Here is a 16,907-nt window from a genome sequence, read left to right as displayed (position 1 = left end):
CACGGCGTGATGCGTGCATGCCGCGCCCATGCGCGGCTTGCTATAGTGCGCGCGCCCTCAATCCATCACGGATTCGTTCCACATGCCCAATTTCCGTCCGCTTGCCATCGCCCTGGGCATCAGCCTGGCGACTCTGGTCCCGACCCACGATGCCTTCGCCGCCAAGAAAAAGGCCGCGCGTGCCCCGGCTGTCAGTGCCCAGTGCAGCGACTTCTACGACGCCACCAATGCAGGCTGGCTGAAGGCCAACCCGGTGCCGCAGACCGGCGCCACCACCGCGCTGGGCCAACTGGTCGACCGCAGCCGCCAGCAGCAGCGTGAACTGCTCGACGCAGCGATGAAGGCGCCACAGGGCAACGTGCAGAAGCTGCTGGGTGACTTCTGGGCCAGTGGCCTGGACGAAGCGGCCGTGGAAGCAGACGGATCCAACCCGATCGCCCCGCTGCTGACCCGCATCAACGCCATCAAGAAGGCCAAGGATGTGCCGGCCTCGATCGCCGCGCTGCACCAGGTTGGCATTCCGGTGGCCTTCAACTTCGGTCCGGACGTGGACCTGAAGGCATTGGACCGCCACATCGGTTACTTCATGCAGGGCGGCATGGGCCTGCCCGATCCGGCGTTCTACACCCGTACCGACGCCGATACCGTGGCGTTGATGGGCCGCTACCGCAACTACGTCAAGCAGATCCTGGCGCTGACCGGCACCCCGGCTGCCAAGCTGGATGCCGAATCGCAGGCGGTGATCGCGCTGGAAACCGAACTGGCGCGCAATGCGCAGTCGCTGGCCGGCATCAACAATCCGTTCAACAACTACGCGCCGATCTCCACCAAGGAGCTCAACAGCCGCTACCGCAACCTGCAGCTGGATGCGTTCCTGAAGGCGCAGGGCGTGGACGACGACCTGGTCTCGCTGGCCGACCCGGGCCTGTTCAAGCAGCTCGACGGCATGGTCACCAAGCTCAAGCCGGACCAGTGGAAGGCCTACCTGCGCTGGCGCGTGGGCGACTCGATGGCGCCGTACCTGTCCAAGGCCTACCGCGACGCCGAGTTCGAATTCCGCGGCCGCGTGCTGCGTGGCGAAACCCTGCCGCCGCAGCGCTGGGAAGACGTGCTGGAGGCGATCAACGTGGCCGCTGGCCCAATGGTCGGTCGCGAATACGCTGCCCGTTACCTGTCCGCCGAAGATCGTCGCCAGGCGGCGTGGATCGTCGACAAGGTGCGCGAAGTGCAGATCGAAGCGGTCAAGAACAGCAGCTGGATGAGCACCGAAGCCAAGGCCGAAGCGCAGGCCAAGCTGGCTGCGCTGAAGATCGAGATCGGCACCCCGCTGCGCGACCTCGACTACAGCGTGCAGCCGATGGGCCGCGGTTCGTTCGGCGGCAACATGCTGATTGCTTCGACCTGGCGCCATCGCGAGGAAATGAAGCGCATCGGCAAGGGCAACGCCGACCGTCGCTGGGACGTGCTGCCGCAGCAGCCTTCGCTGGCCTACGATCTGGCCCAGAACCGCCTGATCGTCACCGCCGCGATCCTGCAGGGCCCGGTGTTCAACGCCAAGGCCGACGCTGCCGACAAGTTCGGCAGCTTCGGTGGCCTGGTCGGCCATGAGTTGACCCGCGCGATCGATGCCAAGGGCGCGCTGGTCGACGCCAAGGGCGAGCTGCGCAGCTGGTGGACCCCGGCCGACAAGACCGCCTGGACCCTGCTCGGTAACCGCGTGGCCGCGCAGTACAGCGCCTACGACTTCCCGGGCGTGAAGGGTGCCAAGGTCAACGGCACGCTCACCCAGGAAGAGAACCTGGCCGACATCGCCGGCCTGGAACTGGCCTGGGCGGCATATGTCGCGCAGGAGCCGAAGGCCAAGCAGGCCCAGCAGCAGGGCTTCTTCCGCGCCTGGTCTGCGCTGTGGGCGCAGCAGCTGGCGCCGAACGAGGCCGTACGTCGCCTGACCGCCGACATCCGTGCACCGGGCCTGTGGCGCAGCAACGGCACGCTGGCCAACCTGCCGGCCTTCGGCGCCACCTTCAGCTGCAAGGCCGGCCAGCCGATGCAGCGCAGTGAAGCCGAGCAGATCAAGGTCTGGCGCTGATCCAGCTGCCACACGGGTAACGCAGAGGGCGCCTTCGGGCGCCCTCCTCTTTTGCAGATGCAGCACGATCCCGGGTTAACACCGCACATGCTATCGCTGCGGCTTCGTCCAACGTGGAGCCCCGACATGGCACACAAGAACACGATCTGTGTCTGGTATGACAACGGCGCACTCGAGGCCGCAAACTTCTACGCCAGTATCCTGCCCGACAGCGCGGTGACCGCCGTGCATCACGCCCCCGGTGACTATCCGGACGGCAAGGAAGGCAACGTACTGACCGTTGAATTCACGGTCTGCGGCATCCCCTGCGTCGGCCTCAACGGCGGCACCGCGTTCAAGCACAGCGAAGCGTTTTCCTTCCAGATCCAGACCGAGGACCAGGCCGAGACCGACCGCCTGTGGAATGCGATCGTCGGCAACGGTGGCCAGGAGAGCCAATGCGGCTGGTGCAAGGACCGCTGGGGCATTTCCTGGCAGATCAGCCCGCGCATGCTCATCGATGCGGTGACCAGCCAGGACAAGGCACTGGCCAAGCGCGCATTCAACGCGATGATGCCGATGAAGAAGATCGACATCGCCACCATCGAAGCAGCGATCAAAAAAGGGGACGGAGGGGATTAAGTCGTTTTCCCCCATTGCCGGTGACCCAATGCGAATTGCGACTTAATCCCCTCCGTCCCTTTTTCCAGAGGTGCTGATGTCCTGGGATGCGATCATCATTGGAGGTGGCCACAACGGCCTGGTCTGCGCGGCCTATCTGGCGCGCGCTGGAAAGAAGGTGCTGGTGCTGGAACGTCGCGGCGTTCTTGGCGGCGCTGCGGTCACCGAGGAATTCCATCCCGGCTTCCGCAATTCGGTCGCGTCGTACACGGTCTCGCTGCTGCAGCCGAAGGTGATCGACGACCTGCAGCTGCATGCGCATGGATTGCGCATCGTCGCGCGCCCGGCCAACAACTTCCTGCCATTGCCCGACGACCGCTATCTGTTGTCGGCACCTGGCCGCACTCAGGCCGAGGTGGCGAAGTTCTCCGAGCGGGATGCGCAGCGCTTGCCCGCGTACGAGGCACGCCTGGAAATCTTCGCCGACGTACTGCGCGCATGGGCCCTGCGCGCGCCGCCCGACCTGGGTGTAGCGGGCGGTTGGCGTGCGCTGCCCGCACTATGGCAGATGGGGAAACTCGGCCGCGAACTGGCGGCGCTGGATGCGCCACTGCGGCAGGAACTGCTGGACCTGTTCACGCTGTCGGCGGCGGAGTACCTGGACCGTTGGTTCGAGAGCGAGCCGATCAAGGCGCTGTTCGGCTTTGATGGCATCGTCGGCAACTACGCAAGCCCGTATACAGTGGGCAGTGCCTACGTACTGCTGCACCACGTATTCGGCCAGTGCAATGACGTAAAGGGTGCGTGGGGCCACGCGATCGGCGGCATGGGCGCCATCAGCCAAGCCATCGCCAGCGCGGCGCGCGAGGCCGGGGCCGAACTGCGCGTGGATGCCGGTGTGCAACAGGTACTGACCGAACAAGGCCGCGTCGTGGGGGTGGAACTGGTCAACGGCGAAACCCTGCGTGCACGCGCGGTGGTGGCCAACGTCAATCCGAAGCTGCTGTACGAGCAGCTGCTGGAGCCGACGCAGGTACCCGCTGCCACACGCGAACGCATGACGAACTGGCGCTGCGCTTCCGGCACCTTCCGGATGAACGTGGCGCTGTCGCGGTTGCCGGACTTCCGTGCCCTGCCCGGCCCCGGCGATCACCTCAGCGCCGGCATCATCATGGCGCCCAGCCTGGAATACATGGACCGCGCCTGGCTGGATGCGCGCCGCGAAGGCTGGTCGCGCGAACCCATCGTAGAGATGCTGATTCCGAGCACGCTGGATGATTCACTGGCGCCGCGCGGGCAGCATGTGGCCAGCCTGTTCTGCCAGCACGTGGCACCGGTACTGCCCGACGGGCGTCACTGGGATGATCACCGCGAGACTGTGGCGGACCTGATGATTGCCACCGTCGAACGGTATGCGCCCGGCTTTGCCGGAAGCGTGCTCGGTCGGCAGGTGCTGTCGCCGCTGGATCTGGAACGCACCTTCGGCCTGGTCGGCGGTGACATTTTCCACGGTGCGCTCAGTGCCAACCAGTTGTTCTCGGCACGGCCGATGGTCGGCCAGGCCGGCTATCGCGGTGCCCTGCCGGGGTTGTATCTGTGTGGGTCGGGTACCCATCCCGGTGGCGGCGTGACGGGGGCGCCGGGGCACAATGCCGCGCAGGTGGTGTTGCAGGATCTCTGAAGGCGTGCCAACCAAGGTTGGCATCTACCGAGCAATGTGTGCCGACCAACGGTCGGCACCTACCGCGTCAAATGATCCCATTCAAGGTGTGCCGACCAAGGTTGGCACCTACCCGCGTGGGACAAGGCGTGCCAACCAAGGTTGGCACCTACAGCGTCAAATGATCCTTCGGATCATTTGACGCTGCGCAGATGGTTCGGGCGCTTCGGTGGGCCGGGCGGGCGGCGCTTGTTGAACGGCGATTGTCCGCGCCAGTAGCGGATCAGCAACCAGCCGAACAGCATGCCGCCGAGGTGCGCGAAGTGGGCCACGCCCGGCTGCCAACCAGTCATGCCCAGCACCAGTTCGCCCACACCGAACAGGATCACGAAGGTACGCGCCTTCATCGGGATCGGCGGGAACAGCAGCATCACCCGCTGGTTGGGGAACAGCATGCCGTAGGCCAACAGCAGGCCGAACACGCCACCGGAAGCGCCCAGCACCGTGGCCGGGTTTTCCAGCAGCGTGCCCACCAGCAGCTGGCAGACGCCGGCACCGGCCACGCACACCAGGTAATACAGCAGGAAGCGCTTCTCGCCCCAGGTCTGCTCCAGCGGCGCGCCGAACATGAAGACCGCCAGCATGTTGAAGAACAGATGGCCGAAGCTGCCATGCAGGAAGCCATAGGTCAGCAGCTGCCAGGGCTGGAAGTTGCCGCCCGGCGAGAACGCATCGAAGCCCTGCTGCAGCGGTTGCAGCATGAACGGCTCGAAGGTCTGCATGCCGAGCAGGAACGGCTGCTGCAGCAGGAACAGGATCGCGTTGGCGATCAGCAGGGCCTTGGTGACGGTTGGCAGTCGCGGGAACATGGGAGCACCGGCATGGAACGACCTCCATCATAGCCGCAGCACCGTGTCTTGTTGGCGACCGGCAGGCGTAGCCTGTTCAGTCGCCAGCGGTGCTCAGCCCGGGCCCCACACAGCGGCATCCAGTGCCGCCGCCGGATCAGTCGCCGGCATCCGCACCCGGCCGTTCTCCACACGCACGCCCTCGGCGCGCAACCGCTGTGACTGTTCGCGCCAACCAGCCGAACCTTCCTCCATGGCAATGCGCCCATCCGAACGCAGCACGCGGTGCCAAGGCAGGTCCGGGTCGTCGTTCTGGCCCAGGATGCGCGCGGTCAGGCGTGCACGCCCGGGCAGGCCCGCGCGCATCGCCACCTGCCCGTAGCCCATCACCTGCCCCGCCGGGATCGCGCGGATCACCGCCAGGATGCGCGCACGCGCCTGCTCCGGCGTCAGCGCCGCAGGCGGGTTACCAGCAGAACGCCGATCAGCACCAGCACGGTGCCGGCGATCTGCGCCGGCCCCATCGGTTCGTCGAGCAGCCATAGGCTCATCACGATGGTGGAAACAGGGCCCAGCATACCGACCTGCGCGGCCAGCGACGAACCCACGCGCTGCACCGCCAGCATGATCGCCAGCACCGGCAGCACTGTGCACACGGTGGCATTGACCAGCGACAACCACTGCACCGGCGCCGGTGCCTGCCACAGCAACGGCAGCGGATGAGTCACCGCGAAATGCAGCAGCACCAGCACGCTGGCCACGCAGCTGGCGTAAGCGGTCAGCCGCACCGCTCCGATACGCGCGACCACCTGCCCGCTGCCGAACAGGTACATCGCATAGCTGAGTGCACTGCCCAGCACCAGCAGGCTGCCAACGATGATCTGCCCGCCTTCACGCTGCAGGTCATGGCCGAACGCCAGCAGCACGCCCAGATAACTCAGCACCAGCGCGCCGATCTGCCATCGGCCCGGCCGCTGGCGCGCCAGCAGCACGTTGATCAGCAGCACCAGGGTCGGGTTCAAGTACAGGATCAGCCGTTCCAGCGTCACGCTGATGTACTGCAGGCCCTGGAAGTCGAGCAGGCTGGACAGGTAGTAGCCGGTGAAACCCAGCCACAGCACGCGGGCACGGTCGGCCCAGGACAGCGGCTCGGCCCGGCGTGCAGCCCACACGGCCATCAACGCGAACAAGGGCAGCGCCATCAGCATGCGCAGGGCAAGCAGCGTGGTGGCATCCACGCCGTGGCGCAGGCCGAGCTTGACGATGATCGCCTTGCCGGAAGCAGCGATGGCGCCGATCGCTGCCAGGCCGATACCCCCCAGCGCAATGCGTGGGGAGGCGGTGGCGATACGGGAAGCGGGATTGGACATCAGGACGACGGCGGGCCGCTCGGAGCGGCCCGGGAAAGCGTGGGGGCGCTCATTGTCGCACGGGGGCGTCCGGTGCCCGCCTTGTAGAGTCGAGCATGGGCGCGACTCTGCAACCGCAGGTCAGCGCATCAGCACCACTTCCTCGGCCGAGGTCGGGTGGATCGCCACGGTGTCATCGAACTGGGCCTTGGTCGCGCCCATCTTCACCGCCACCGCGAAACCCTGCAGGATCTCGTCGGCCGCTTCGCCCAGCAGGTGGATACCCACCACGCGTTCTTCCGGGCCGGCGCAGACCATCTTGAACAGGCTGCGCTGGGTGCCGTTGGCCAGCGCCTGCAGCATCGGTCGGAAGCGGCTGTGGTAAACGCTCACCTGGTCGAAACGCGCGCGCGCTTCTTCCTCGCTCATGCCCACCGCACCCAGCGGCGGGTGCGAGAACACCACGCTGGCCACGTTCTCGTAATCCATCTTCGACTGCGGGCGGCCACCGAACAGGCGATCCATCAGGCGCCGCGACGCCGCCACCGCCACCGGGGTCAGGCCGACCTTGCCGGCGATGTCACCCACCGCGTGCACGCTCGGCACGCTGGTGGTCTGCCATTCGTCCACCTGCACCTGCTGGTGTTCGCCAATGCCGATGCCGAGCGCTTCCAGGCCAAGATCACGACTGTTGCCGCGGCGGCCGGTGGCGAAGAACACCGCGTCGAACACGCTGTCGAGCGGGCCGTCATGGCCGAACGCACGTACGCGTTCGCCATCGCGCTGCAGTTCGCGCAGGCGATAGCCGAAATGGATGCGCACGCCCTGCTGCTTCAGGTTCTCGGCCAACTGATCAGTCAGCTCGTAATCGAAGCGATCCAGCAGCCGCTGGCCACGCACCAGCAGGCTCACCTTGCTGCCCAGTGCCTGCAGCAGGCCGGCCAGCTCCACCGCGATATAACCGCCACCGATGATCGCCACCTCGGCAGGTGCCGCTCGCAGATCGAAGAAATCATCGGAGACCAGGCCCAGTTCCGCGCCGGGAATGTCGGGCCTCAATGGGTGTGCGCCAGTGGCGATCAGGATGTGGTCGGCGCTGTAACGCACGCCATCACTGCAGGCCACGGTATGCGCATCGAGCAGATGGCCGCGCGCCGGAATGCGCACCACGCCGGTCTCGTCCAGGCGCTTGTGATAGCTGGTGTGGATGTTGCTGATGTAGGCCTGGCGGTGGATCACCAGCTCCTTCCACGACAGCGCCGGGCGCGCCTCGACGTCGAAGCCCATCGCACTGGCCAGGCCGATGCGCTCGTGCAGGTCGGCCGCCAGCCACATCGCCTTCTTCGGTACGCAGCCAACGTTGACGCAGGTCCCACCCAGCTCACCGGGCTCCAGCATCGCCACGCGCTTGCCATGCTGCGCGGCACGGATCGCACCAGCCAGGCCGGCGGAGCCGCCGCCAAGGACGATCAGGTCGTAATCATAGGGTGCAGTGCTCATCGGAATCGCTCGGGTCGGTAAGGGGCAGGATCGATCGCTGGCGTGCGGCCGCAGACGAGATCGGCGATCAGCTGGCCGGTGCCGGCGCTCATACTGATGCCGAGCATGCCATGCCCCGCTGCAAGCCAGACGTGAGGATGTGCGGGCGCTCGGCCGATCAATGGCACGTCGTCCACGCTCATGGGGCGCCACCCGCACCACTGCTCCTGCAGCTGCGCACCGCGTGGCGCGCGCAGGTAGTGGTCGGCGGCCTGTTGCAGGGCCTGCAGGCGGGCCGTGCGCAGCTGCGGGTCGGCACCGGCGAATTCCATGGTGCCGCCCAGTCGCAACGCCTCGCGCCAGGCAATCACGAACACGGAATGGTCCTTCAGCACCACCGGGCGCTGCGGCACCTGCAGCGGTCGCGACCAGGTCAGCGAATAACCCTTGCCGGGCTGGATCGGCACGCGCAGGCCCAGTTGCCGCGACCAGTGCGGCGACCACGGCCCGGTCGCCAGCACCAGCGCGCGTGCGTGCAGCGTGCGTTCGCCGATGTGCACGCGCACACCCTGCGCGTCGGCGCTGAAATCCTGCACGTCCGAGTGCTCTTCGATCACCACGCCCTGTACGCGCAGCACGCGCGCCAGTTCGGCGGTGTAGCGGTCCGGACGCAGCTGCGCATCACCCGGGAAGTGGATCGCACCGGCAATGCGATCATGGAAAGCTGGATTGTCGCGCGCGTAGTCGGCGCCATCGATGCGCGCCGTGGCAATGCCCTGCGCGTTCAGCGCCTCACACTCGGCAGCGTGGCGATCGAAATTGCGGGCGTCACCGAACACATAGTCCAGACCGCGCGCCTCGAATTCGCAGTCCAGCGCATGCGCCTGCACCCACTGCGCCAGGCGCAGCCGCGAATCATTCAACAGTGCGCCGCGTGCCCGCGTGGAGTGCAGCCAATCACGCGCATTGCAGCGTGCCCCGAACTGCAGCAGCCAGCGCCACAATGCAGGGTCCAGTCGCGTACGCACGTACAACGGCGCACGCGGATCGAGCATCCAGCGCAGCGCGCGCAACGGTACGCCAGGCGCTGGCAGCGGCGGCGCGTGGCTGGGGGTGATGGTGCCGCAGTTGCCATGCGAGGTCGCGCCGCCGACACGCCCACGGTCGATCACCCGCACCTGCCGGCCCTGTGCGCGCAGCGCCAGCGCGGTGGCCAGTCCAATGGCACCGGCGCCGACCACGATCACATCCTCACGCGCGCCCTGCATCGATCAGCCCTGCCCGGCCCCGCGCCGCATCGGCGGCCACTGCCGGTAGGTCATCGCACGCCACAGCCATTCCATGGGCCCGAAACGGAAGCGGCGCAACCAGGCCTGCGAAAGGGCCACCTGCACTGCAAACAACAGCAGCGCGAACAGCAGCTGCACGCTGCGCGGCATCACCTCGAACCATCCCAGTCCGTAGTGATAGAAAAGCAGCGTGCAGACCAGCGACTGCGCCAGGTAATGGGTCAGCGCCATGCGCCCCACCGGCGCCAGCCAGGCCAGCCGCGTGCGCCAGTGCACGATCCACGCCAGATAGCCCAGGCACATCGGCAGGCCGCCTATGGTCACCAGGCCCATCGCCGCTGTCACCGGAAGGTTGTAGGCGCCCGGTGCCAGGTAGGGTTTCCAGGCAACGCCGATCAGCGTGACCAGCAGGCCCAGCGGCAAGGCGATCCAGCGCAGCGACGCGTACAGCCGCGGGAAGCGCTCCGGCGCCGCCAGCGCGCCACTGCCGGCGAACCAGCTGCCGATCAGGAACATGCCCAGCACTTCCGGGCCGGTGATCAGCAGCGCCCCCATCGACGTACCGAACTCACTCAGGCGCTGCACATTGGCCTGCGCCCAGCTGCCCTGCCCGTACACCTGCCGCTGCAGCTCGATGCTCCGCTGCGCCTCAGCAAGCATGCCCTGCACATCTTCGGCCGAAGCCATCGACACCATCGCGCCGACCAGCAGCATCATCGCCACACCGCCGAGGTAGACCATCAGCCCCATCCACGGCAGCCAGCTGCGTGGCGCCTCGCGGCAGGCCAGCAGCGGCAACGAGATCAGTGCATACATCACCAGGATGTCGCCGGACCAGACCAGCAGTGCGTGGCACAGACCGATCAGCAGCAAGCCAGCGCTGCGGCGCAGGTAGAACGGGGTGAAGTCGCGCCCGGCGACCTCAGCGCGCTGCGCCATCACCGCGAAGCCGGCACCGAACAGCAACGAGAACAGGGTGAAGAACTTGCCCTGCACGAACACGTAGACGAAGGCGTCGGCCCAGTAGTCGATGCCCTGCCAATGCACGTCGATGCCGGTGAACGCCAGGTCCAGCGGCCCGCTGAAGGCCTCGATGTTCATCAGCAGGATGCCCAGCAGCGCAGCACCGCGCAGTACGTCAAGCACGGCGATGCGTTCGCCGGAAGCCACCGGCTGCAGGGAAGGAGAAGCGGCGTTCACAGGGCGTCCGTCGGGCAGGTCCGCCATTATGCCGCCGGCCTGCGCGCCATGGATGGCCGCGCCGTGTTCCACAAACGCAACGGCCCGCCGAAGCGGGCCGTTGCTGCCATCACGATCGCGCTGCGATCAGTGCTGGTGACCGCCATCGCCGTGGACGTGGCCGTGGTCGATTTCTTCCTTGCCGGCTTCGCGCACATCGACGATTTCCACGTCGAAGTGCAGGTCCTTGCCGGCCATCGGATGGTTCAGGTCGACGTCGACGACGCTCATGCCGACCTTCTGCACGGTCACCGCACGCGGGCCGAAGTTGGTCTGCAGCACGACCTGCTGGCCGGGAGCCAGCTTGGTGTTGCCGAAGTGCTTCTTCGGCACGCGCTGGGACAGGCCCTCACGACGCTCGCCGTAGGCATCGGCAGCAGTGACGTCGACGCTGAAGGTCGCGCCGGCTTCCTTGTCCATCATGGCGTTTTCCAGGCCCGGGATGATGTTGCCGTGGCCGATCAGGATCGCCAGCGGCTCGCCGCGGTCCTTGGACGATTCGATCGGCTCCTGGCCGACTTCGGAAACGGTGTAGTGGAAGCGGACAACGCGGTCTTTTTCGATCTTCATGCGCAACTCTGTCTGGATCTGCCGGAGGCAGGCGGGTTGGGGCGGGTTGTCGCCCGGCGGGGACGCCGCCATCATGACGGCCTATCCAAGGTGGCGCATTATCCGGAGATCATGCTCATCACGCCAGTTTCGTCCGGCCTGCGCCGGCTCTTCGCCCCGGCCCTGCTGCTGGCCCTGCCCGTGCTGATGACCGCCTGCGGCGGCGGCAAGGCCGCCCGCCCCACGCCGCCCCCGCCCACCGCGAACTGGCCGAAGACCGTGCCGGACAACCCCGAGGCGGCCAACTCGGTACTGATGCGTGCCATCAGCCTGGTCGGCACGCCCTACCGCTATGGCGGCAACACCCCGGATTCGGGCTTCGATTGCAGCGGCTTGGTGGCCTATGTCTATCGCGAGATGCTGGACCTGAAACTGCCGCGCACCTCGCGCGACCTGGCGGCGGTACAGGGCCCGAAGATCGACCCGCAGCGCCTGGCCACCGGCGACCTCGTGTTCTTCGGCAGCCGCGGCAGCGTCACCCATGTCGGCATTTATGTGGGTGAAGGGCGCTTCGTGCACGCGCCGAGCACCGGTGGCACGGTCCGGCTGGACTCACTCAGCGGTCCGTACTGGAAAGACCACTACACCGGGGCGAAACGCGTCCTTCGCTAAAATGAACAGGCGATATGTTCAAAATTGTGACGCACATCACCGTGAAGCTAACGATTTACTAACGGAATTTTTAACTTATTGCCGCTTTTACAGGGCATGATGCCCCATCGTTTTTTTCCTGTGACCGACGCGTGACGACTGACGACCTGAAAAGCGAAGGCCAGACTTCCGTATCTTCACGTAGTGCCCGCCCGCTGTTGCTTGGCCTGGCACTGTGTCTGACCAGCCTTCCGGCCTGGTCGCAGACTGCTCCGAATCGTTCCGATGTGACCCCGGCCCCGGTGGCCGAGAGCCCCCCCCGACCGGCCACCAAGGCTGAGGCTGCCGCTCCGCAGCGCAGCCGCGTCGATGCCGCCGCCAGCGCCACGCTGGCCGCCCTGCTGCCGCACCTGGCTGCCAACGACACCATTCCGCTGATGGATCGCTCGGCCGTGGTGGCCGGTGATCTCAGCCGCCTGCTTGCCAACTACGACACCAGCAGCGCCGCCAATGGCAGCGTTGTCGGCACCGCCGCCGACAACGGCAAGGTGCAGTCGCTGCTGCGCCGCGCGATGACCCTGCTGGGCACCCCGTACCGTTGGGGTGGCAGCAACCCGGACAGCGGTTTCGACTGCAGCGGCCTGGTCGGTTACGTGTTCCGCTCGGCCCTGGGTATCGAGCTGCCGCGCGTCTCCCGCGAAATGGCGCACGATGACAACGCCGAACTGATCAACGACCGCACCGCGCTGGCCGCGGGTGACCTGGTGTTCTTCGGCCGCAAGGGCCGCGTCGACCACGTCGGCATCTATGTTGGCGATGGCCGCTTCCTGCACGCACCGAGCTCCGGCAAGGACGTGCGCGTGGACACCCTGCTCAGCGGCTACTGGGGCAACAAGTTCATGCAGGCCCGCCGGGTCGATCTCTGACCTGCTGGCGCCAAGGCGCCGCCTGAGAGACAAGAAGCCGCTGCCCTGCAGCGGCTTTTTTGTTGGGCCCGCGCAATGGTGGGTATAGCTGCCGACCTTGGTCGGCACGGCCTTCATCCACGCAAGGCGTGGATCCACTGACCTCTGGTGGGCACTGACCTTTGGTGGGGGCCGACCGTTGGTCGGCACCGCCTCCATCCACGCATGGCGTGGATCTACCAGGCCCGGCTTGACCGCCACCGCGCCAGCCAGCTCCCAAACAAAAAGCCCGCCGGTTTACGGCGGGCCTTTCATCTCCACGCAACCTCAGCCGCGTGGCGGAGTCGGGTCAGGATCGTCCACGCCCACATTGCTGGACGGATTGTCATACACCGCCTGGTCGAGCAGCCCGGTTTCCTTGGCCACGATCACCGGCACCAGCATCTGGCCCGTCACATTGGTCATCGTGCGCATCATGTCCAGGATGCGGTCGATGGCATACAGGTAGCCGATGGTCTCCAGCGGCAGGTTGGCTGCGCTCAGCACCACCGTGGCCATGATCACCGCGGTACCCGGCACGCCGGCCGTACCGAAGCTGCCCAGCACCGAGGCGATCAGCACCACCACGTACTGCTCCGGGGTCAGCGGCACACCGCTGTATTGCGCGATGAACACCGCGCACAGCGCCGGATAGATCGCGCCGCAGCCATCCATCTTGATGCTGGCGCCCAGCGGCACCGCGAACGAACCGTAGTCCTTGTTCACGCCCAGGTTGTGGGTGATCGAGCGCAGCGCCACCGGCATCGCGGCGAAGCTGGACGAGCTGACGAAGGCGACCTGCATGCCCGGCGCCGCGCCACGGAAGAACTTCAGCGGGTTCAGGCCATGTGCCAGCAGCAGTGCGCTGTAGACCACCACGATGTGCAGTGCGCAGGCCACGTACAGCGCCAGCACGAAGTGGCCCAGCGGCAGCAGTTTCTCGAAGCCGTAGCTGCCGACCAGGCCGGCAATCAGGCCGAAGGTGCCGATCGGGGTGACTTCCAGCACGAAGCGGGTCACCTGGATCATGATGTCGCTCATCTGGCCGACCAGCTTGCGCGCCTCGGTCACCTTCTCGCCCAGCTTGACGATGGCAAAGCCCACCAGGCCCGCGAAGAAGATCACCGGCAGGATCGAGCCGCGACCGGCAGCCAGCACGGTCTCACCGGCCGCATTGACCTTGGTGCCGATGCCGGACAGCGCATAGAAGACATTGGCCGGCACCACGTCCAGCAGCACCTGCACCACGCTGGGCACTTCGCGCGGCACGTAGTTGCTGGCCATGGTCAGCTGCAGGCCACCGGCGCCGGGCTGCAGCACGGTGCCCACGCCCAGGCCGACGCACACCGCCAGCGCGGCGGTGATCACGAACCACAGGAAGGTGCGGCCACTGAGCGCGGCAACCGACTTCTGGCCGTGCAGCGACGAGATCGCGTTGATGACCGCGAAGAACACCAGCGGCACGGCGATCATCTTGATCAGGGTGACGTACAGCTCGCCGAGCGGGCCGAACCACGTTTCCGCGGCCGGGCCGAGCGCCCAGCCGGCCAGCGCGCCGAGCACGAAGCCACCGACCACGCGCTGCCAGAATGGAATCCGCAGCCAGGCAGAGACCAGCTTCATAGGCAATCCAGAGGGGAAGGAAGGGATGCTGGCACGATAGCCCAAGGCGGCCCGCAGAACGACCGCCCGGCCGACAAATCAGTGTGTCATCGGCGTGCCTTGCGGGGCCGGGCATAATGAACGTCCCGTTACAGTTTGTGAGATCCCAGCGTCCATGCGCCGTTCCGTCTCCCTGTTGGCCGCCTGCGCCACCACCCTGCTGCTGGGCGCCTGCGCCAGCACCGCCCCCGCGTCCGCCCCGTCCGGCCTGAAGGTCGCCGTCGATCCCGTCGCCCATCCGGCCGGCGAGACCCCGCAGTGGTGGTACCGCAGTGGCGCCGCCCAGGCCGCCGCCAACGGCGCGATGTCCGGCAAGGCCAAGAACGTCATCCTGTTCCTCGGTGACGGCATGAGCCTGACCACCGTGGCGGCCTCGCGCATCTACGAAGGCCAGCAGAAAGGCGGCTCGGGTGAAGAGAACCTGCTGTCCTGGGAGCGCTTCCCGGCCACGGCGTTCAGCAAGACCTACAACACCGATTCGCAGACCCCGGATTCGGCCGGCACCATGACCGCCATCACCACCGGCGTGAAGACCCACATGGGCGCGATCGGCGTCAGCGCCGGCAGCCGCACCGACTGCGCCGACAGCCTGTCCAAGGGCCTGCTGACCTGGCTGCAGCTGGCCGACAGCGCCGGCCTGGCCACCGGCGTGGTGTCCACCGCACGCCTGACCCATGCCACTCCGGCCGCCACCTATGCGCATTCGCCCGAGCGCAACTGGGAAAACGACACCGACCTGACCGAAGCGGCCAAGGCCGCCGGCTGCAAGGACATCGCCCAGCAGTTGCTGTCGACCTCGCGCTATGGCCGTGGCCCGCTGGTCGCCCTCGGCGGCGGCCGTGGTGAATTCACCACCGTAGAAGAACGCGACCCGGAGTACGACGACAAGGTCGGCCAGCGCCTGGACGGCCGCAGCCTGGTGCAGGAGTGGCAGCAGGCGCATCCGCAGGGCGCGTACGTGTGGAACAGCAAGCAGCTGGCCGCCGCCGCGAATGCGCCGGCCATCCTCGGCCTGTTCGAGCCGGACCACATGCGCTACGAATACGAGCGCCCGCAGGATCCGGGTGGTGAGCCGAGCCTGGCCGAACTGACGGCTGCAGCCATCAAGAATCTGGCCAGGCACCAGGAAGGCTACGTGCTGATGATCGAAGGGGCGCGCATCGACCACGCCAACCACAGCGGCAACGCCTACCGTGCGCTGACCGAGACCGTGGCCCTGTCCGACGCGGTGCGCGTGGCCAACGAACTGACCTCGGCCGACGACACCCTGATCATCGTCACCGCCGACCACTCGCACACTCTGAACTTCGTCGGCTACCCGGCACGCGGCAACCCGATCCTGGGCAAGGTGAAGGACAAGGGCGGCGAAGACGGCGCCGGCAAGCTCGACTACGCGCTGGACGGCAGCGGCCAGCCGTACACCACCCTGAGCTACGCCAATGGCCCGGGCCACACCGGCGCCAGCAACCAGCAGCCGGCCGGCACCAAGCGCTACCCGCACAACCCGAGCAGCTTCGAACCGGCCAACGGCCGCCCGAACCTGCGCGAGGTCGACACCGAGCATCCGGACTACATGCAGGAAGCATTGGTGCCGATGAAGTCCGAGTCGCACGGCGGCGAAGATGTCGGTATCTGGGCACGCGGCCCGGGCAGCAAGGCGATCCGCGGCACGCTGGAACAGAACGCGATCTACCACATGATCGTGCAGGCCACCCCGGCCCTGCGCGAGCGCCTGTGCCAGGCCGGCACCTGCGATGACAAGGGCGTGCCGGTTCAGCTGCCGACACCGACGGCCTTCGAGCGCAAGGCCGAGGCCAAGTGATCGTGAGGCAGGCCCACCCTGCCCCTGCCAGCGGCCGCTTCGCGCGGTCGCTGGTCCTGCTTGGCGTGCTGGTCAGTGCCAATGCAGCGGCACAGGCACCTGCGTGCAAGCTGCTGACCGACGAACACGGGTTGTGGCCGCTGCCCAACTGCGAAGTGGTCGATCACCGGCCGAAGATCAGTGCCGACACCTTGAAGGACCTGAATTACGACGACCATGGCCTGGCCGTGGTGTACGCCGACCAGGGTTTCCACTACGTTGACCGCAAGGGCCGCAGCCTGCCGGTGCTGACCTGGGACAACGGTCCGGAAACGCCGCAGGAAGGCCTGCTGCGCGCACGCGTCGGCAACCGCGTGGCCTACTTCGATCTGAAGTTCCGCCAGGCGGTGCCCGGCACCTTCGATTTCGGTTGGCCGTTCCAGGATAGCGTGGCCGAGGTCTGCAATGGTTGCCGTCGTGGTACGCCGGATGTCGATGGCCACACGCCGATGGAAGGCGGAGAGCGGTTCCGCATCGACCGTTCGGGCCGTCGGGTGAAGTAGGTTTTCGGCAGGGCTGCGCCCTGCACCTGCTGCAAGCCAGAGCAACAGCAACAGCCAAAGCGGCTCTGGTTTTCTGTGAGTTGGGCAGGGCGGTGTGGGTGGTCAGGACACGCCGTAAACCCGTCCATGGGGGCTCGATGGCGCCATCCATGGCGCCAACGGTCCTGCCCACCCACACCGCCCC

The 16,907-nt window shown here is 66.9% G+C and carries 15 protein-coding genes; 7 read left to right on the top strand and 8 right to left on the bottom strand.

The window, feature by feature from the left end; translation table 11 throughout:
• Positions 1-82: 82 nt before the first annotated feature.
• The 3 genes from V3B46_RS20775 (at position 83) to V3B46_RS20765 (ending at position 4,370) form a co-directional block, all read left to right on the top strand.
• Complete coding sequence (locus V3B46_RS20775; RefSeq protein ID WP_049460715.1) at positions 83-2,089, top strand: M13 family metallopeptidase; 2,007 nt, start codon at positions 83-85, stop codon at positions 2,087-2,089.
• A 126-nt stretch (positions 2,090-2,215) separates the two neighbouring features.
• Positions 2,216-2,710 carry a VOC family protein gene (locus V3B46_RS20770; RefSeq protein ID WP_329892786.1) on the top strand — a complete coding sequence of 165 codons (495 nt, stop codon included), beginning with the start codon at positions 2,216-2,218 and terminating at the stop codon, positions 2,708-2,710.
• A 76-nt stretch (positions 2,711-2,786) separates the two neighbouring features.
• Positions 2,787-4,370, top strand: a complete 1,584-nt coding sequence (locus tag V3B46_RS20765; protein ID WP_329892785.1) for a phytoene desaturase family protein — start codon at positions 2,787-2,789, stop codon at positions 4,368-4,370.
• A gap of 173 nt (positions 4,371-4,543) precedes the next feature.
• Here the strand turns inward: V3B46_RS20765 and V3B46_RS20760 are convergent, their stop codons facing one another.
• The 7 genes from V3B46_RS20760 to V3B46_RS20730 form a co-directional block, all read right to left on the bottom strand.
• Positions 4,544-5,218, bottom strand: coding sequence for a rhomboid family intramembrane serine protease (locus tag V3B46_RS20760; protein ID WP_032128229.1), 675 nt, complete (start codon positions 5,216-5,218; stop codon positions 4,544-4,546).
• Between the two features lie 93 nt (positions 5,219-5,311).
• Positions 5,312-5,740, bottom strand: coding sequence for an MGMT family protein (locus tag V3B46_RS20755; RefSeq protein WP_489686302.1), 429 nt, complete (start codon positions 5,738-5,740; stop codon positions 5,312-5,314).
• Positions 5,647-6,567, bottom strand: coding sequence for a DMT family transporter (locus V3B46_RS20750; protein ID WP_329892784.1), 921 nt, complete (start codon positions 6,565-6,567; stop codon positions 5,647-5,649). Before V3B46_RS20750 ends, V3B46_RS20755 begins: the two co-directional genes overlap by 94 nt.
• Positions 6,568-6,687: 120 nt before the next feature.
• Positions 6,688-8,046: a glutathione-disulfide reductase gene (gorA, locus tag V3B46_RS20745; RefSeq protein ID WP_164171593.1), complete on the bottom strand. Its 1,359-nt coding sequence runs from the start codon at positions 8,044-8,046 to the stop codon at positions 6,688-6,690.
• On the bottom strand, positions 8,043-9,293 hold the full coding sequence (locus tag V3B46_RS20740; RefSeq protein WP_164171592.1) for an NAD(P)/FAD-dependent oxidoreductase: 1,251 nt from the start codon (positions 9,291-9,293) through the stop codon (positions 8,043-8,045). The genes gorA and V3B46_RS20740 overlap by 4 nt, the downstream gene beginning before the upstream one ends.
• A 3-nt stretch (positions 9,294-9,296) precedes the next feature.
• Positions 9,297-10,541, bottom strand: coding sequence for a DUF418 domain-containing protein (locus V3B46_RS20735; protein ID WP_154353076.1), 1,245 nt, complete (start codon positions 10,539-10,541; stop codon positions 9,297-9,299).
• A gap of 99 nt (positions 10,542-10,640) precedes the next feature.
• Entirely contained in the window at positions 10,641-11,123 is a 483-nt protein-coding gene (locus V3B46_RS20730) for an FKBP-type peptidyl-prolyl cis-trans isomerase (RefSeq protein WP_043034821.1), read from the bottom strand.
• Between the two features lie 111 nt (positions 11,124-11,234).
• On the opposite strand from V3B46_RS20730, the gene V3B46_RS20725 reads away from it, so the two are divergent.
• Together V3B46_RS20725 and V3B46_RS20720 are read left to right on the top strand one after the other, a co-directional pair.
• The gene (locus tag V3B46_RS20725; RefSeq protein ID WP_154353645.1) at positions 11,235-11,774 is read left to right on the top strand and encodes a C40 family peptidase; all 540 of its coding nucleotides are present in this window, start codon (positions 11,235-11,237) and stop codon (positions 11,772-11,774) included.
• A gap of 131 nt (positions 11,775-11,905) precedes the next feature.
• On the top strand, positions 11,906-12,679 hold the full coding sequence (locus V3B46_RS20720; RefSeq protein WP_154353077.1) for a C40 family peptidase: 774 nt from the start codon (positions 11,906-11,908) through the stop codon (positions 12,677-12,679).
• Between the two features lie 306 nt (positions 12,680-12,985).
• Here the strand turns inward: V3B46_RS20720 and V3B46_RS20715 are convergent, their stop codons facing one another.
• On the bottom strand, positions 12,986-14,320 hold the full coding sequence (locus V3B46_RS20715; RefSeq protein WP_005410518.1) for a dicarboxylate/amino acid:cation symporter: 1,335 nt from the start codon (positions 14,318-14,320) through the stop codon (positions 12,986-12,988).
• A gap of 154 nt (positions 14,321-14,474) precedes the next feature.
• Here V3B46_RS20715 and V3B46_RS20710 point away from each other — a divergent pair, with 154 nt between their 5' ends.
• Entirely contained in the window at positions 14,475-16,181 is a 1,707-nt protein-coding gene (locus V3B46_RS20710; protein ID WP_329892783.1) for an alkaline phosphatase, read from the top strand.
• Entirely contained in the window at positions 16,178-16,723 is a 546-nt protein-coding gene (locus V3B46_RS20705) for a WG repeat-containing protein (RefSeq protein ID WP_329892782.1), read from the top strand. The genes V3B46_RS20710 and V3B46_RS20705 overlap by 4 nt, the downstream gene beginning before the upstream one ends.
• The last annotated feature ends 184 nt before the right edge of the window (positions 16,724-16,907 follow it).

Source organism: Stenotrophomonas sp. SMYL11 (assembly GCF_036320005.1).
Classification (GTDB): domain Bacteria; phylum Pseudomonadota; class Gammaproteobacteria; order Xanthomonadales; family Xanthomonadaceae; genus Stenotrophomonas; species Stenotrophomonas maltophilia_A.
This window is presented reverse-complemented; position numbering and strand designations above follow the sequence as displayed.

Excerpts from the sequence above, each read along its gene's own strand:
- V3B46_RS20730 (WP_043034821.1), bottom strand. The coding sequence starts at position 11,123 with ATGAAGATCGAAAAAGACCGCGTTGTCCGCTTCCACTACACCGTTTCC.
- V3B46_RS20775 (WP_049460715.1), top strand. The coding sequence starts at position 83 with ATGCCCAATTTCCGTCCGCTTGCCATCGCCCTGGGCATCAGCCTGGCG.
- V3B46_RS20715 (WP_005410518.1), bottom strand. The coding sequence starts at position 14,320 with ATGAAGCTGGTCTCTGCCTGGCTGCGGATTCCATTCTGGCAGCGCGTG.
- V3B46_RS20710 (WP_329892783.1), top strand. The coding sequence starts at position 14,475 with ATGCGCCGTTCCGTCTCCCTGTTGGCCGCCTGCGCCACCACCCTGCTG.
- V3B46_RS20740 (WP_164171592.1), bottom strand. The coding sequence starts at position 9,293 with ATGCAGGGCGCGCGTGAGGATGTGATCGTGGTCGGCGCCGGTGCCATT.
- V3B46_RS20750 (WP_329892784.1), bottom strand. The coding sequence starts at position 6,567 with ATGTCCAATCCCGCTTCCCGTATCGCCACCGCCTCCCCACGCATTGCG.
- V3B46_RS20725 (WP_154353645.1), top strand. The coding sequence starts at position 11,235 with ATGCTCATCACGCCAGTTTCGTCCGGCCTGCGCCGGCTCTTCGCCCCG.
- V3B46_RS20760 (WP_032128229.1), bottom strand. The coding sequence starts at position 5,218 with ATGTTCCCGCGACTGCCAACCGTCACCAAGGCCCTGCTGATCGCCAAC.
- V3B46_RS20765 (WP_329892785.1), top strand. The coding sequence starts at position 2,787 with ATGTCCTGGGATGCGATCATCATTGGAGGTGGCCACAACGGCCTGGTC.
- V3B46_RS20755 (WP_489686302.1), bottom strand. The coding sequence starts at position 5,740 with ATGGCTGCTCGACGAACCGATGGGGCCGGCGCAGATCGCCGGCACCGT.
- V3B46_RS20770 (WP_329892786.1), top strand. The coding sequence starts at position 2,216 with ATGGCACACAAGAACACGATCTGTGTCTGGTATGACAACGGCGCACTC.
- V3B46_RS20735 (WP_154353076.1), bottom strand. The coding sequence starts at position 10,541 with ATGGCGGACCTGCCCGACGGACGCCCTGTGAACGCCGCTTCTCCTTCC.
- gorA (WP_164171593.1), bottom strand. The coding sequence starts at position 8,046 with ATGAGCACTGCACCCTATGATTACGACCTGATCGTCCTTGGCGGCGGC.